Origin of the sequence: Actinokineospora fastidiosa, assembly GCF_014648415.1 — a bacterium.
Taxonomy (GTDB): Bacteria; Actinomycetota; Actinomycetes; order Mycobacteriales; family Pseudonocardiaceae; genus Actinokineospora; species Actinokineospora fastidiosa.
This window is the reverse complement of the sequence record NZ_BMRB01000002.1, coordinates 744,909-760,025: the sequence shown is the minus strand read 5'-3', so window position 1 is coordinate 760,025 and position 15,117 is coordinate 744,909. Positions and strand designations below refer to the sequence as shown.

Genomic DNA, 15,117 nt, shown 5'->3' with positions numbered 1-15,117 from the left:
CCTTATGTCCACAACAGACCGCACGCTGACCGCGCACCCGGGTTCGACGGAGGCCGCCGCCGTCCCGCGTGCCCGTTTCACCCCGCCGCCGCGGCCCAATGTGGTGCGGCCGCGGCCCGGCCTGCGGCTGGCGGCCTCGATCGACCGGGTGCTGGCCGATCCGACCGCGGACGTGGCGGTCGCCGAGCTGACCGCCGGGCTGGCGTGGACCGCGGCCCTGGGCGAGACCTGCCTGCTCACCGGCGCCGTGGCCGACGTGCGCCGGGGCATCGCGGCGCTGCGCGCGGGCAAGCCGGTGCTCGCGGTCGCGTCCCTGGAGGCGGCGCGCGCCGACCTCCCCATCCTCTGAGATCGTCCACTCAGGACCATCGGGCCGGTCACCCACCCGGGTGGCGTGACCGGCGTCACCGCCGCTCGCGATCCATGCTCCCTATGACCGACCCGCATCGGCGCGGGCCGACCCTCCAGGAGCCGCCATGACCCGTCAGTTGGACGCACCACCCGCGCTCGGATCGCCTTCGCCCGGCCTGGACCTCCGCCGGGCCGTCGAGGCCGCCCTGGTCGCCCTGGACTCGCCGTCGCCCAGCCATGACCTGGTGGCCGACGACCTGCTGGGCGCACTCGCCCGCACCGCCGCCATCGGCGACACCTGCGTCGTGCTGCCCGCCGCCGAGGCCGTCGGCCTCGCCCGCAGGCACCTGCGGGCCGAGCGGACCGACGCCGCGCACACCGCCCTCACCCAGGCGCTGGCGCTGCTGTCCCGCCGTCCCTGAGTCCCCGACGTCCCTGAGACGACCGGCACGCGGCCGTCCCCACAAGGGGCGGTCGCGTCGTCATTTCCGGCGCGGCTCCCGCCCGGGCGGCGGTGACGGGGTGGGGAACTCCGGGACCGGCGGGATCGCCATCGACACCGGTTCCGGGCCGATCTCCACCGGCTCGCCGTGGTGGGCCGACCGCACCGGGTCGCCGCTCACCAGCCGGTAGGACGCGGTGTCCCGCTCGATCTCCACGCAGATCCGGCTGCCCCGCCAGCACATCCGGAACGACGCCCGCGACAGCGCGCTCGGCAGCCGGGGCGCGAAGGTGAGCTCGCCGTGGTGGTCGCGCATGCCGCCGAACCCGGCGACGAGCGCCAGCCACGCCCCGGCCAGCGACGCCATGTGCAGCCCGTTGCGCACGTTCTCGTGCAGGTCCTGCAGATCGATCAGCGCCGTCTCGGCCAGGTAGTCGAAGGCGAGGTCCAGGTGCCCGCACTCGGCGGCCACCACGGCCTGGGTCGCTGCCGAGAGCGAGGAGTCGCGGATGGTGCGCGCCTCGTAGTAGGCGAAGTCCGCCGCCTTCTGCTCCAGCGTGAACAGGTCGCCGCGCAGGTGCAGGGCCAGCACGAGGTCGGCCTGCTTGACGACCTGCTTGCGGTACAGGTCGAAGTACGGGTAGTTGAGCATCAGCGGGTAGTTGTCCTCGGGAGTGCCCGCGAAGTCCCACGGCTCGTGCGAGGTGAACCCCTCCGACTGCGGGTGCACGCCGAGCAGGTTGTCGAACGGGACGCACATCTCGTCGGCCGCGTGCCGCCACGCCGCCAGCTCGTCGGCGTCGACCCCGAGCCGTTCGGCCGAGTCCGGGTTGCGCTCGCACGCGGCCACCGCCTCGGTCAGGTTCTTCTGGGCCATGACGTTGGTGTAGATGTTGTTGTCCACCACCGCGGTGTACTCGTCCGGCCCGGTGACGCCATCGATGCGGAACCCGTCGTGCGGGTCGTAGTGGCCCAGCGACATCCACAGCCGCGCGGTCTCCACCAGCAGCTCGGTGCCCTCGTTGCGGTCGAAGTCCCCGTCCTGGGTGGCGGCGACGTAGCGGGAGACCGCGTCGGCGATGTCGGCGGAGACGTGGAACGCCGCCGTGCCCGCGGGCCAGTACGCCGAGCACTCCGCGCCGTTGATGGACCGCCACGGGAACGCCGCGCCCTTCTTGCCCAGCACGTGGGCGCGCTCGCGGGCCTTCGGCAGCGTGCTGTGCCGCCAGCGCAGGGCGTCGCGGGCGGCGGCGGGCACGGTGTAGGTCAGCACCGGCAGCACGAACGTCTCGGTGTCCCAGAACGCGTGCCCGTCGTAGCCGGGCCCGGTCAGCCCCTTGCCGGGGATGGCCCGGTTCTCCCCGCGCACGCCCGCCTGCACGATGTGGAACAGCGCGAACCGCAGCGCCTGCTGCAGCTCGGGGTCGCCGTCGATCTCGACGTCGGCGACGTCCCAGAAGTCGTCGAGGAACCGGCGCTGCTCGGCCAGCAGCCCGGCCCAGCCGGTCTGCCGCGCGCCCGCCAGCGCCGCCTCCACCTGCGCGCGCAGCGCGGGCGCGGAGCGCTGCCCGGACCACCCGTAGCCGAGGTACTTCGTCACGCACAGCCGCTCGCCGAGCCCGACGTCGACCGCGGCGGTGAGCCGGGCCAGGTCCGTCTCCACGGTGAGCCCCGAGCGCAGGTTGTCCGGCGAGATGATCTCGTGGTCCATGCCCGCGGCCATGCGCAGCTCGGACTTGCGGGTGCGGTGCACCAGGACCGCGCGCTCGCCCTCGCCGTGCTGGAACTCCGCCACCAGCGGGTCGCGCAGCGCGGCGGCCACCCGGGGGTCGCGGCTCTCGGACACGATGGGCTCGTTGGCCAGCAGGTCGGACTGCACGACCAGCTGCAGCGGCCGGTCGACCGGCTCGACCTCGTAGCGGATCGCGGCCACCGCGCGCTGGGTGAACGACACCAGCCGCTGGGAGCGCAGCCGCACGAGCGCCCCGGTCGGGGACTCCCACTCCGTCTCGCGGGTGAGCACGCCGGTGCGGAAGTCGAGGGTGCGCTGGTGGGAGTGCGCCTTGCCGTAGCGCATGTCCAGCGGCTCGTCGTCGACCAGCAGCCGGATGATCTTGCCGTCGGTGACGTTGACGATCGTCTGGCCCGCCTCCGGGTAGCCGTAGCCCGCCTCGGCGTAGGGCAGGTCGTGGGCCTCGTAGAAGCCGTTGAGGTAGGTGCCCGGCAGGCCGACGGGCTCGCCCTCGTCGAGCGAGCCGCGCAGCCCGATGTGCCCGTTGCTCAACGCGAAGGTCGACTCTGTCCGGTGCAGGTTGTCCACCGCGAGCCCCCGCCAGCGCAGCTCCCACGACGCGCACTCGAACCCCGGGATCACGGCGCCCCCAACAGGTCGGCCAGGTCGTCGACGACGATGTCCGCGCCGCGGGCGCGCAGCGCGTCGGCGTGGTCGGCGGTGCCCGCGCGGTTGACGCCCACCACGTAGCCGAAGCCGCCCGCCTTGCCCGCCTCGACGCCGGAGATGGCGTCCTCGAACACGGCAGTGCGCTCCGGGGACGCGCCGAGGGCCCGGGCGCCCGTGAGGAAGGAGTCCGGCGCGGGCTTGCCCGCCAGCCCGTCCCTGGCGATGACGACGCCGTCGACGCGGGCCTGCACGTACTCGGCCAGGTGCGCGGAGGCGAGCACGGCCTCGCCGTTGGCCGAGGACGTCACCACCCCGATGGCCAGGCCCGCGTTCCGGGCGGCCTTGAGGTAGGCGACGGACCCGGCGTACGGCTCCACGCCCTGCTCCTCGATGGTGGCCAACAGCAGTTCGTTCTTGCGGTTGCCGACCCCATGCACGGTGGGCAGCTCGGGGGAGTCGTCGGGCGTGCCCTCCGGCAGGGTGATGCCCCGGGTGGCGAGGAAGGTGCGCACGCCGTCGGCGCGCGGGCGGCCGTCGACGGAGGCGAGGTAGTCGACGTGGGTGAACGGCTCGCGGTCGCCCTCGGGCCACCCGGCGAGGAAGCTGTCGAAAGTCTTGCGCCACGCGGCCTCGTGCAGTGTCGCGGTGCTGGTCAGCACCCCGTCGAGGTCGAAAAGGCAGGCGGTCGTGGAATCGGGCAGTCCGATCATCCCCCGAAGCTACCGTCGTGGCGGCCGACCGGCAGGTCGGTGAGCAGGGTCACGCTCCGTGAGGAACGTTTAGTGGCGGCCGCGCGTTGAAGAGGTGTCGCCGCCTGCAGCAGGGCCGGTCGACGTTTCCCAGGCGGACACGTCCCCCGTCCGCTCGGACGCACGTCGCAGCCGGTGCGCCGGCGACCTGGACCGCCGACCGGACAGTCATCCCCCAGCCCGTCCGGTCGGCGGTTCCCTTTAGTCACTCGGGGTGATCCTCACGCAGGGACTTCGCCACGGACCCGCCCGCCTCGTCGGCCGACTGGCCGCGGCCCGCCGCCTCGGTCGGCGGCCGGTGCAGGCGGTCGACGGGCGGGGCCTCTTCGGGCCCGCCCTCCAGGCGGTCGGCGTCCTCGGCGGGGGCCTCGGGGTCGGGCACCGGGATGTCCGGCTCCTCCTCGGCCAGTTTGCTGTCCAGGCTCTCGCCCTCGCGGGCCTCGTTCGGGGTGGTGCCGTGCTTGGTCGCCTCGGCCCACCGCTCGGGTGGTTCGACGCCCGCCTCCAGGGGGTCGAGGTCAAGGGATTCCTCGTCCAGGCTCTCGGCCTGGCTGCGGTCGCTGGTCATGCCGGGGCAGTACCCGTTTCGCGCCGGGGCGAACCGGGTACCTCACGGCCAGTGATCGCCGCTCTAGGAGGGAGACCGCTCGTGGATGACGGCACCTATCTGGCCATTCTCGTGCTCGGCGTCGTACTGGTCGCGGTCGACGCCGCCATCATCTACCGCAGCGGCCTGCGCTACCTGGTCCGTTCCTACGCCGACCCCGCGTCGGCGAAGTCGATGGCCCGGCTCGTGACCACCCTGTTCAGCATCGCCGTCCTCGGCGTGCTCCTGCTGATCACCGCGACCGACATCGGCGAGGGCGACGGGGTGCAGGCGATCGCGCTGCGCCTGGGTATCGTGTTGATCCTGATCGCCGTGGCGCACGCCATCACGATCAAGGTGCTGACGCGGATGCGCGACCGGCTGGACACCGAGAACAAGACCAAGCAGCACTACGGCGACCCGTCCACTCGCGACGTGCCCGATGTCCCTCCACAGAGCACCGTTCGGCGAAACGTGACGGGATAACGGTTTCGGCGTGACAGCTTCCCGGTCGGCCGGTGCTCCTCGCACTGGCCGACCGGTCGTCGTCGGTCGCACACTGGAACTCGCCCAGCCCGCGGCGAGGGGAGTGCGAGATGACGGCGATGGCGGCCCGCGCAGGGTCAACCCGCAGCAAGGCCGACGCCAGGATGGCCGACGTGATCACCGTCGCGCTGTCCGCGCTGCCCCCGAAGGGCCGCAGGGTCGCGATGCGCAGGCTCGCGCTCGCCCTGGCCAACCAGCAGCGCACCGGTGACACCACCGTCGTGCGCCACTACCTGGAGAGCCTGGTGCTCACCGCCCGCATGATGCGCACGCCGGGATATGCCGAGGCCGTCGCCGCTCCGTCACAATCCGAGGCGGACCTCGATGTGGGGGACGTGATCGGCAGGCTGGAGGCGCACGACCGTGACCCGGGAACGTAGACGGCTGCGGCTTTCGCTCGGCATGGCCCAGCTCGAGGAGTGGGCGGCCACCGCGGGCCAGGCGGACAAGAACGCCCTGTACAAGATGCTGTTCGCCGTGGCGGACGGCTCGGTGTTCCGCACCTACAAGGTGCTCGACGACGTGCAGAAGGTCGGCGAGTTCTTCGTGCTGGTGCGCGAGGACCTGGTCGTCAAGGTGTCCTTCCCCCGGCCGGGGACCTTCGGCGTGCTCTACATCGGCTCGCCCGCCGACGGGCCGTTCAGCGACGCGGACGCTGCCTGATCGACCCTTCGGCTGCGGGGCCAGGGCCGATCAGCCCAAACTCCGCCCCGCTTCGTTGAGCTTTGCCCGATCCCTGTGCCAGCCTGGCGACGAGGGTCTCGCCAGGTGTTCCCCGAGGAGGTTCCCAGTGTCGTCTTTGGACGTTCCCGGGCTGGACATGTCCAGCCGGGTCCGGGCCCGTGACATCCAGATGGCCGCCGTCGCCGACGTGCGCCGCCGGGTCCTGATGATCTCCGGCGCCGTCGACGTCAGCGGCCACGACGTGTCGATGTCGATCAACCTGCCCGAGCCCGGCCGCTGGCAGGTCATCAAGTCCGAGACCAACCTGACCGACCAGACCTGGCTGGCCATGCAGGTCACCACCGACGAGAACACCCACTTCGTCGACAGCCAGGAGACGCTGATCCTCTCCCGGCAGTTCACCAGGACCTTCCTCACCCCGGACCTGAGCAGGCTCACCTTCTTCGACGGCGAGGTCCGCCCCGGCGAGGCCGTGCTGATGGCCTTCGACATCGAGGCCACGAGCCGCAAGCCCGCCTACGCCCACGCCCGCTACGTCGCGGGCGACGACGAGACCCCCGAGCAGGTCGCGGCGAACCTCGAGCGCGTCGTGGCCGACGGCATCGCCCAGCGGCCGATGGTCGAGATGATCGTCCCGGTCACCGTCATCGGCTGATTTCGGCGGCGGCGGGAGCGCGTCTCCCGCCGCCGTTCCACCACCTGGCGTCTGGGGGATCGGTGCCGTCTGTCTTCATGCCATCGCCGGAGCTGCTGGACTCGCCGCGGCGGCGGCCGTGGCCCGGCCTGACCCCGCTGCCCGCCCACCGCGCCGACACCCCGCCGGAGCGGGTGGCCGTCGCCGTCGTCGGCGCCGGTCCCGCGGGCCTGGCGGTGGCCTCGGCGCTGTGGCACCTCGGGATCGAGGACGTGGCGCTGCTCGACGCTGGCGAGCGCACGTGCGGGCGGTTCCTCGACCGCGTCGACCGGCTGGGCCAGCGGGTGCTGCGCTCGCCGTACGAGCACCACCCCGGCGTCGAGGGCTACCGCGACTGCGAGCTGCTCGACTTCGCCCGCCTGCACTGGGGCCTGCTGACCCCGGTCGAGCGCCGCGAGGTGCGCATGGCGCAGGCCGGGCACCGCTCGGTCGTGCCGCTGGACGTCTTCGAGGCCTTCTGCGGGCACGTCGCCGACGCGCATGCCGTGGGGGAGCGCACGTGGCGCGCCACCGTGCGGTCGGTCGTCCCGCGCGCGGAGGACGTCGTCCTGCGCACCGACACCGGGGACGTGCGGGCGCGCTACGTCGTGCTGTGCCTGGGCGAGGAGCGCGGCACGGCTCCCGACGGCTGGCACGCGGGGTACTGGGACGAGCCCGTGCCCGACGACGGCCCGCTGGTCGTCGTCGGCGCGGGCCTGAGCGCGGCGCACCTGCTCGCCGACGCGCTGGCGGCGGGCCGCGAGGCGCACTGGGTGATGCGCGCGAACCAGGAGCGGTACCAGTGCGCCGACGTCAACGCCGCGTTTTTCCGGCCAGAGGGCCGCGCCCGGTTCCAGGACACGCCCTGGGAGCGGCGGCTCGACCTGATGTCCCGGCACCGGCGCGCTTCGGTGATGTTCGAGTTCCGGCCGCTGCTGGAGGCGGCCGAAGCCGACGGCAGGCTGACCGTGCACCGCGGCGTCGAGGTCGAGTCCGTCGCCGACGGGCGGGTGCGGCTGGCCGACGGCCGGGTCGTCGCGGGCGGGCACGTCGCGCTGTGCCTGGGCACCAGGCCGTCGATCGGCGCGGGCCTGCTGCCCGACGCGGTGGTCAACGCCGTGGACGGCTGGCCGGACCTCGACCCGCGCACCCTGTCCTACACGCACGCGCCGCGCGTCCTCGCCGTCGGCGCGGCGACGGCCATGGCACTGGGCCCGGCGGCCCGCAACATCGACGGACACCGCGTCGCCACCGCCCGCGTCGCGGGCGCGGTGGCGGCCGGGCTGCGCGCGAAGGTGGGAGCACCGTGACCGAGACCCGCGTGGCCGAGCAGACCGACCTGCGCTTCGCGATGCCCGCGGTGGACGACCCGGTCGACACCGAGGTGGGGATCATCCTGCTCGGCCTCGACGCCGACCGGCTGCTCGCGGGCCTGGGCATGACCTCGCTGGCCGACGACCCCGGCCGGGTCGCGGTGACCGTCGACCGGATGCGCCACGGCCGCCCCGGCCTGGACGCCGACGGCCTGGTGCGGGCGGGCGCGGGCTACTGGCGCGCCATCCGGCCGTCGATCGCCGCTGCCTATCCCGAGCCGGCGGCGTCGGCGTCGGTGCGCCAGTCGTGGAACCGCGCGTACCGGGCACTCGACACGCCCGCGCTGGGCCCGATCGGCCTGGCCACCCGCGTCTACCTGACCGCATGCTGGCTGCGCCGCGCCGACGTGGACGCGCTCGCCTGAATTCGTGGAGAGGATGCCCGACGTGCCCCACCTTCCGTCGCTGCCCGATGACGCGCGCCTGGTCGACGTCTTCAAGCGCTACCCGGAGACCTCGCTGCCGCTGCTGGCCTACCACGAGACCGTGATGCGCGGCCCGTCGCCGTTCAGCCTGGGCGAGCGCGAGCTGATCGCGGCGTACGTCTCCGGGGTGAACGCCTGCGCCTACTGCCACGGCGTGCACACCGAGACCGCGCAGCGGTTCGGCGTCCCGGAGGGGCTGCTGGCCGCCGCGCTGGCCGACCTCGACAGCGCGCCCGTCGACGAGCGGCTCAAGCCGGTCCTGCGCTACGTCGGCAAGCTCACCGCCACGCCGTCGCGGGTCACCGCCGAGGACGCCGCCGAGGTGTTCGCCGCGGGCTGGGACGAGAAGGCCCTGCACGACGCGGTGATGGTGTGCGCGCTGTTCAACTTCATGAACCGGATGGTGGAGGGGCACGGCATCGCCGCCGACGCCGCGTACTACGCGCTGTCCGGCAAGCGCCTGCACGACATCGGCTACGACGGGCTGGCGCGTCAGCTGGCCGCCTAGAGTGGGGGCATGAGTCGCTGCTTGGTGCTCGGGGCGCGCGGCTACGTCGGCACCCTGCTGACGCCCGCGCTGCGCGCCGCGGGCCACGCCGTCCGGACGATGTCGCGCTCGCAGCCCCCCGGCCCCGACGCCGTGCGCGGCGACGTGGCCGACGGGGCGGCGCTCGACCGGGCGATGTCCGATGTGGACGTCGTGTACCACCTGGTGCACTCGATGGACCGCGCGGACTACGCGGCCGTGGACGCCGACATCGCCCGCGGGGTCGCGGCGGCGGCCGCGCGCGCCGGGGTGCGCCAGATCGTCTACCTGGGAGGTCCGTCCCCTGTGGACCAGCCCATGTCGGAGCACCTGGCATCGCGCACCGAGGTGGGCGAGGTGTTCCTCGCCGGTCCGGTGCCCGCGCTGGTGCTGCGCGCGGCGATGGTGGTCGGGGCTGGCTCGACGAGCTTCGAGCTCCTGGCCAGGGCCGCGCGGTCGGCCCCGATCGTGCTGCGGCCGTCGTGGATGGACAACCGCAGCCGCCCCATCGCGGTGCGCGATGTGCTGTACCACCTGGTGCGGGCGGCGTCGTCCGGTCCGGTGACGATGGCGGCCGACATCGCGGGGCCGGAGACGGTGACCTACCTGGAGCTCGTGCAGCGCTGCGCCCGGATCGCGGGCCTGCCGCGGCGGGTGCCGGTCCCGGTGGCGGGCATCCCGGTGGCCGCGACGGCGGCGGCCGTCACCGACCTGCCCGTGCCGCTGGTGCGCGCGCTGGTGGAGTCGTTGAAACACGACCTGGTGCCGTCGGAGGTCCTGGACCCGCCACCGGGCGGCGGGACGTCGCTGGACCGCGCGCTGCGGGAGGCGCTGGGCGTGGGCGACCCGCCCGCGATGCCCGACGAGGGGACGCCAGGCGTGATCCGGCAGGTCCGCCGCGAGCGCGTGGCCGCCCCGCGCGCGGCGCTGGCCGAGCGGATCGCCGAGGTCGGCGGGAAACGCGGCTGGCCGGGCATCCCCGGCGCCTTCGCCCTGCGCGGCGCGATCGACCACCTCATCGGCGGCGTCGGCCTGCACCGCGGCCGCCCCACGACCCTGACGGTCGGCGACACCGTCGACTCGTGGACGGTGGCGGGCCGCACCGAACACGAACTGACCCTGGTGTCGGACGTGCGGATGCCGGGCAAGGCATGGCTGCGCCTGTCCGCCCTGCCCGGCCGCACATCGGCGGAGAGCGAACTCGAACAGACCGTGGCGTTCGCCCCGGACGGCCTCCCCGGCCGCCTCTACTGGCACCTCCGCAAACCCGCCCACGACATGGTCTTCGCCGCCCTGGCCCTCGGCCTCGCCCGCGAGACGACCAGGGAGGCGATGACCGGCCGGAGGTAAGGCAGCGGACCGTGAGCGCGCTGGGCGAGCGCCGCGGGGCGAGTGTGGCGGGGCGAGTGTGGCGGGGCTGTGCGCCGGGTGAGCCCGGCAGGCCGAGGGCGGTCAGGTAGTCGGCGCCTGCCTGCTGCTCGGCTGGGTCGGTGGTGGTCTTGCTCTGGTGGGTGGGGTGTCTGTCGGGTGTTCGGCTGGGTCGGTGGTGGTTCTGCTCTGGTGGGTGGGGTGTCTGTCGGGTGTTCGGCTGGGTCGGTGGTGGTCTTGCTCTGGTGGGTGCGGTGTCTGCCTGCTGCTCGGCTGGGTCGGTGGTGGTCCTGCCCAGGTGATCGCGGCGTCTGCCACGTGCTCGCTGAATCGAGGGTGGTCGCGCCTGGGGAGTGCGGGGTCTGCGGCAGGGGCGGTGGTTGTGGTCGGTGGTGGGTGTTGGGTCGACCTCGGTGGTTGTGTCAGGTGAGGGTGGGCTCGGGGGAGTGCGCTGGGCATTTGCCCGCTGCCGCCCAGCGTTCGCGGAGGTCGGTGGGGATGGTGAGGGTGGTGGACTGGCCGGTGGTGAGGGTGCGGACGCTGCCGCCCAGGAGGAGGGCGCCTGCTCGGTCGAGGACGGCCTCGGCCAGTTCGCTGCTGTCCTCGGCGCCCTCCGCCAGGCGGACCAGGCGGGTGCCGGTGCGGACGACGCGGCCCCAGGCGCGGGAACGCGGCACGCGCATCCAGTCGGCGACCTCCGGGTTGACCACCTGGCGGACCATCGCGGCGATGATGCCGTCGAACACCTTGCCGGGGAACAGGCGCTCGTACAGCGCCAGCAGGTCGCGAGTCAGGGCGGCGCCCTCCGTCGACGGGCCGTACGCGGCCTCGACCAGGGTGGCGCTGAGGTCGCGCGCCTCCGCGAGCGACTCGGGGACGGCGGAGGCGGGGATACCGAGCATCTCGCCCGCCACGCGCCACACGTAGTAGTAGTCCTCGGCCTCCTCCTCCGTCACCGAGATGCCGATGCGGCGCATCCCCTCGATCACCTGCACGGAGAAGATCAGCAGCGCGCCGAGCATGTCCTGCTGGCAGACCGGGACCCCGTCGGCGGCGACGTCCCACCGGCCCGACGTGGTCAGCAGGTGGCGGACCGCGGCGTGGATCAGGCGGGTCTTCTGGACCGCGGGCACGAACCCGCCGCCCGTGCCGAACGCGTCGCGGCCCATCATCGACAGGACGAACTGGGAGGTCTCCGACAGCCTTCGGTGCGGCTGGTTGAGCCCGTGGGTCAGCGTCAGCGCGCGTGCCGCCCGTGGCTGGGCGTAGCAGTTCACCATCGCCCCGAACGTCAGCACGGAGGCGACGTGCACTCCGTCATCGACGAAGAACTCGTACGCCCGGGCCAGCCGCCGAGGGTCGGCCCACGCCGGCGGGTTGTCGGTGGCGATGAGGAACGCGCGCACCGACTCCGGCAGCTCCTCCGGGATGGGCTGGTCGTTGCCGCGGAAGTGGGCGAGCACGGCGTTCACGGCTCGGGACCGGCCGCTCGCCACCAGGTCGGCGATCACCGCGTCGGCCTGCGGGTCTCCCTGGAACTTCAGCGCTTCCAGCGCTTCGGTGCTGGTCATCGGGTCCCGCCGTTCTTCGGTTGGGGTGGGGACCCTCCAGTCCAGCGGACCCGCGACCGGAACACCATGACACGATCGGCTGAACGCTAGCGCTCCCGGCCCCGGGGCAGGAGTGGGGTCGCGGGCAGCGGCGGCGCGGGCAGCGGGTCGCCCTCGTAGCCGGGGACGGGGCCGAAGTCGCCGCGCCGCCACGCCTGCGCTGCGGCCGTGACCTCCTCGCCCGTGCGCGCCACGAAGTTCCACCACATGACGATCTTCTCCGCGAACGGCTCGCCGCCGAGGAGCAGCGCGCGGGCCGTGCCCGACAGGCGCAGTTCGGTGCGACCGCAGCCCAGGTAGACCAGCGCGCCCGGGCCGATCTCGCGCCCGTCGACCTCCAGCGGCCCGTCGACCGCGGCCACCGCGTACTCGAAGTCGCGCTCCAGCGGCAGGCGGGCGGACCCGGTGACGGTCAGGTCCGCGCCGATCAGCGGCGAGTGGACAGTGCCGGGGGAGCGGGCGCCGTCGAGGTCGCCCAGCAGGACGCGGGCGCTGACCCCGGGCGCGGTCAGCACCGGCAGTTCGGGATGGAACTCCCAGGACGCCTGGCGGTGGCGCGCCTCCTCGGGGAGCGCGACCCACAGCTGGGTGCCGTGCAGCATCGTCGGGTGCACGGGCGGGGACTGCTCGGAGTGGGCGATCGCCGAGCCCGCCGTCATCAGGCCGAGGGTGCCGGGCCGCAGGAGCTGGGCGCTGCCCAGGCTGTCGCGGTGGAACACCTCGCCCTCCAGCAGCCAGCTCACCGTCTGCAGGCCGATGTGCGGGTGCGGCGGCACCTGCATCCCGGGCGCGTCGGCGATCTCGTCGGGGCCGTAGTGGTCCAGGAAGCACCACGCGCCGACCATGCGCCTGCCGAGGGTGGGCAGCAGCCGCCGCACGGGCGTGCCGCCGAGCAGGACCTCGCGGGCGGGCAGCACGTCGAACACCGGGTCGGCTAGGACGTCGCCGCGTCCGCCGCACACCGTGACCGGGGGACGCAGGTCGAGGTTGCTCACGCAACCACTCTACGGCGCGTCACTTCGCGGCGGTCACTTCGCGGGAGGGCCGAGGCGGTCCAGCGTGTAGCCGTCCGGGTAGCCGGGGGTGACGCCGCCGGGGGTGAACGCCGACTCCGGGCGCGCGTCGGAGCGGCGCAGCAGCCGACCGCGCAGCCGGAACGCGCCGCGGATCGCCGCGCGGACCGGCGCGGGCGGCCCGGTCACGCCCAGGGCGTCGCGGACGACGTCGTCGAGCAGCGAGTTGCCCAGCGTGACGCCGAGGAAGCCCAGCCACTTCGGGAAGCGGTTGACGAACAGCCGGTGCGAGGCCGCCAGCAGGGCCTGGCCGTCCACGGTCGGCGCCAGGTGCTCGCGCTCGTAGGCGTCGAACCACTCGGCGAACTCCGCGTAGCTCGCCGGGATGCCGGTGATGCCCATGCGGGTGCCGAGCTCGGTGTAGAAGCGGTGGGCCGCGGTGTACTCGTGCGGGTGCGGCTTGCGGTAGCCGTAGGTCTCCAGCCAGCGCATCGGCGGGACCAGGAACACGCCCAGCACGTAGCGGAACTCGTCCTGGCTGATGTCCCACTTCCTGTGCATGGCGTTCATGGCGCGCAGCACCTTCTGCGAGCGCTCGTGCTCGAAGCCGTGCGCGACGATCTCGAACACCATCAGGCCGGTGTCCTCGCCGCGCTTGATCGGCCGCGCGGTGATCTCGCCGCTCTTGGCCAGCGTCGCGCTGATCGACGGGATCGCGTACGTGCGGTAGAAGCTCATCTGCAGCGCGAGGAACACGTCGAACGGGAACTCGTACAGCGACGTGAGCTGGTAGATCCGCAGGTAGTCGACCTCGGGGTCGAGGCGGCTGATCTCGGCGACGTGGCGCTCACGCATGGACGGTCCTCAGGTACTCGGACAGGACGGCGGTCGGGATCGGGCTGTCGCGGTGGGCGCGGGCGACGCGGCGCCACCAATCGACCTCGTCGGCGAGGTCGCCGCCGCCGAAGCCGGGGCCCGCCCCGACGAGCTCGGCGCCCGGCTGGTCGGCCCGCCTGCGCAGGCCGACCTCGACGGTGGCCGCGGTGATGACGGCGGCGAGGTCGTCGCCGCGCAGACCGGCCTGCTCGCCCAGCTCGCGGGCGCGCACGGCGTAGGGGTCGTCCGGGGGGACGAGCGAGCGGATGTGGCGGGCGCCGTCCCAGGTCTCGACGACGGCGCGGTGCAGCCGGAAGGCGGCGTTGTCCAGCAGCAGCCAGTCCGGCATGACCCGGCTCGGCGGGATCAGCCCGATCTCCGGCATCGCCGTGCGGAAGCGGTGCCACAGCGGGTACAGCGCGCGGCGGGCCCGGTAGTGCTCCCACCACAGCCGGAGCGGCCCCCGTGGGCGCCTGCCGAGGTGCGCCCCGGACGCGGCGAGCACGATGCCCAGCGCGGACAGCCCGGTCGCCGCGGGCATCAGCCAGCCCTCGACCGACGACACCGTCCAGCCCGGCGGGTGCCCGCTGACCTGGGCCAGCTGGTAGATGAACTTGTGCAGGCAGTACCCGAAGCCGAAGACCGCCCCCACCGACACCAGCGCGAGCCCGACGCTGAGCCAGCGGATGTGCCGCGTCTTGCGCGCCCAGCGCGCCGACAGCCGGGAGATGACCACGATCGCGGTGCCGAGGTACACGCTGAAGGTGATGAACGCCCACGCGCCCGCCGCCGTCGCCTGCCCGCCGGAGTCGTTGAGCCCGCCCGGCCCGTGCACGAAGTCGCGCGCACCGGGTTCGAGGGCGAACAGCACGCACATGACGACCGACGCGGCGACCGCGATCGCGCCCAGCGCCACCGCCTTGCCCCGCACGTCGTCCTCGGTCGAGTGCAGGAAGAACACGACGACCAGGTGCGCGGCGATCACCACGAGGACGTGCTGCACCGGCCAGGCGGCGTTGAACCCGGCCGCGGCGTTCACCACCGGGTACACCACCGGCAACTGCAGCGAGACCGCGATGGCCAGCGCCAGGCAGCCGAGGGTGAGCGCGCGCATGGCGGGGTTGCCGGAGTCGCGCAGGAAGTGCCGGAACTTGACCAGGGTCGCGGCCATCCCCACGACCACGGCGATGACCAACAGCGTCGCCGCGCTCATCTGCCCTCGCTCACCCGGAACGCCTGGCTGAGCCGGTCGCCGGGCTCGTCGCCCGTCCGCTCACGCACGGGCGCGAACCCGTCGACCCCCAACGGCGACGGCGGCGTCCGCTCGGCCAGGACCGGATCGGTCCGCAACGGCCCGGACCGCTCGGCCCTGACCCCGACGGCCACCCCGACCCCGATGACCAGCAGGACCATGGCGATCGTGCTCATCGGCCCACCTCCCCGACCACGGCCGCGGCGCGCCTTCGATGACGCGGGACGCCGCTCATCGGCCCG

General features: G+C 73.6%; 18 protein-coding genes. 10 read left to right on the top strand and 8 right to left on the bottom strand.

Annotated features, from left to right (window positions below):
- The first annotated feature begins 4 nt into the window (after positions 1 to 4).
- Together IEY98_RS13405 and IEY98_RS13400 are read left to right on the top strand one after the other, a co-directional pair.
- Complete coding sequence (locus IEY98_RS13405; RefSeq protein WP_189210751.1) at positions 5 to 349, top strand: hypothetical protein; 345 nt, start codon at positions 5 to 7, stop codon at positions 347 to 349.
- A gap of 127 nt (positions 350 to 476) precedes the next feature.
- Positions 477 to 773 carry a hypothetical protein gene (locus IEY98_RS13400; protein ID WP_189210750.1) on the top strand — a complete coding sequence of 99 codons (297 nt, stop codon included), beginning with the start codon at positions 477 to 479 and terminating at the stop codon, positions 771 to 773.
- A 60-nt stretch (positions 774 to 833) separates the two neighbouring features.
- On the opposite strand, the gene IEY98_RS13395 is transcribed toward IEY98_RS13400, so the two are convergent.
- From IEY98_RS13395 to IEY98_RS13385, 3 genes are all read right to left on the bottom strand, one after another.
- Positions 834 to 3,167: a glycoside hydrolase family 65 protein gene (locus IEY98_RS13395; RefSeq protein WP_189210749.1), complete on the bottom strand. Its 2,334-nt coding sequence runs from the start codon at positions 3,165 to 3,167 to the stop codon at positions 834 to 836.
- Positions 3,164 to 3,904: an HAD family hydrolase gene (locus tag IEY98_RS13390; RefSeq protein WP_189210748.1), complete on the bottom strand. Its 741-nt coding sequence runs from the start codon at positions 3,902 to 3,904 to the stop codon at positions 3,164 to 3,166. Before IEY98_RS13390 ends, IEY98_RS13395 begins: the two co-directional genes overlap by 4 nt.
- Positions 3,905 to 4,148: 244 nt before the next feature.
- The gene (locus tag IEY98_RS13385) at positions 4,149 to 4,511 is read right to left on the bottom strand and encodes a hypothetical protein (protein WP_189210747.1); all 363 of its coding nucleotides are present in this window, start codon (positions 4,509 to 4,511) and stop codon (positions 4,149 to 4,151) included.
- Between the two features lie 81 nt (positions 4,512 to 4,592).
- Here IEY98_RS13385 and IEY98_RS13380 point away from each other — a divergent pair, with 81 nt between their 5' ends.
- The 8 genes from IEY98_RS13380 to IEY98_RS13345 all read left to right on the top strand — a co-directional run bounded on the left by IEY98_RS13380 (position 4,593) and on the right by IEY98_RS13345 (position 10,106).
- The gene (locus IEY98_RS13380; protein WP_189210746.1) at positions 4,593 to 5,015 is read left to right on the top strand and encodes a hypothetical protein; all 423 of its coding nucleotides are present in this window, start codon (positions 4,593 to 4,595) and stop codon (positions 5,013 to 5,015) included.
- A 110-nt stretch (positions 5,016 to 5,125) separates the two neighbouring features.
- Entirely contained in the window at positions 5,126 to 5,455 is a 330-nt protein-coding gene (locus tag IEY98_RS13375; RefSeq protein ID WP_189210745.1) for a hypothetical protein, read from the top strand.
- Complete coding sequence (locus IEY98_RS13370; RefSeq protein WP_189210744.1) at positions 5,439 to 5,738, top strand: DUF6235 family protein; 300 nt, start codon at positions 5,439 to 5,441, stop codon at positions 5,736 to 5,738. The genes IEY98_RS13375 and IEY98_RS13370 overlap by 17 nt, the downstream gene beginning before the upstream one ends.
- Before the next feature lie 127 nt (positions 5,739 to 5,865).
- Positions 5,866 to 6,414 (top strand): DUF6423 family protein, encoded by a 549-nt coding sequence (locus tag IEY98_RS13365; protein WP_229786883.1) that lies wholly within the window; start codon positions 5,866 to 5,868, stop codon positions 6,412 to 6,414.
- Between the two features lie 77 nt (positions 6,415 to 6,491).
- Entirely contained in the window at positions 6,492 to 7,742 is a 1,251-nt protein-coding gene (locus tag IEY98_RS13360; protein ID WP_189210743.1) for an NAD(P)-binding protein, read from the top strand.
- On the top strand, positions 7,739 to 8,170 hold the full coding sequence (locus tag IEY98_RS13355; RefSeq protein ID WP_229786882.1) for a DUF6187 family protein: 432 nt from the start codon (positions 7,739 to 7,741) through the stop codon (positions 8,168 to 8,170). The genes IEY98_RS13360 and IEY98_RS13355 overlap by 4 nt, the downstream gene beginning before the upstream one ends.
- A 13-nt stretch (positions 8,171 to 8,183) precedes the next feature.
- Positions 8,184 to 8,738 carry a carboxymuconolactone decarboxylase family protein gene (locus tag IEY98_RS13350; protein WP_229786881.1) on the top strand — a complete coding sequence of 185 codons (555 nt, stop codon included), beginning with the start codon at positions 8,184 to 8,186 and terminating at the stop codon, positions 8,736 to 8,738.
- 9 nt (positions 8,739 to 8,747) lie between these two features.
- Positions 8,748 to 10,106, top strand: a complete 1,359-nt coding sequence (locus IEY98_RS13345) for a DUF2867 domain-containing protein (protein ID WP_189210742.1) — start codon at positions 8,748 to 8,750, stop codon at positions 10,104 to 10,106.
- A gap of 440 nt (positions 10,107 to 10,546) precedes the next feature.
- Here the strand turns inward: IEY98_RS13345 and IEY98_RS13340 are convergent, their stop codons facing one another.
- The 5 genes from IEY98_RS13340 to IEY98_RS13320 all read right to left on the bottom strand — a co-directional run bounded on the left by IEY98_RS13340 (position 10,547) and on the right by IEY98_RS13320 (position 15,051).
- The gene (locus IEY98_RS13340; RefSeq protein ID WP_189210741.1) at positions 10,547 to 11,695 is read right to left on the bottom strand and encodes an oxygenase MpaB family protein; all 1,149 of its coding nucleotides are present in this window, start codon (positions 11,693 to 11,695) and stop codon (positions 10,547 to 10,549) included.
- Between the two features lie 86 nt (positions 11,696 to 11,781).
- Positions 11,782 to 12,729, bottom strand: a complete 948-nt coding sequence (locus IEY98_RS13335; protein WP_189210740.1) for a pirin family protein — start codon at positions 12,727 to 12,729, stop codon at positions 11,782 to 11,784.
- A gap of 33 nt (positions 12,730 to 12,762) precedes the next feature.
- On the bottom strand, positions 12,763 to 13,602 hold the full coding sequence (locus IEY98_RS13330; protein ID WP_189210739.1) for an oxygenase MpaB family protein: 840 nt from the start codon (positions 13,600 to 13,602) through the stop codon (positions 12,763 to 12,765).
- Entirely contained in the window at positions 13,595 to 14,836 is a 1,242-nt protein-coding gene (locus IEY98_RS13325) for an MAB_1171c family putative transporter (RefSeq protein ID WP_189210738.1), read from the bottom strand. The genes IEY98_RS13330 and IEY98_RS13325 overlap by 8 nt, the downstream gene beginning before the upstream one ends.
- Positions 14,833 to 15,051, bottom strand: a complete 219-nt coding sequence (locus IEY98_RS13320; RefSeq protein WP_189210737.1) for a hypothetical protein — start codon at positions 15,049 to 15,051, stop codon at positions 14,833 to 14,835. Before IEY98_RS13320 ends, IEY98_RS13325 begins: the two co-directional genes overlap by 4 nt.
- Positions 15,052 to 15,117: the final 66 nt, after the last annotated feature.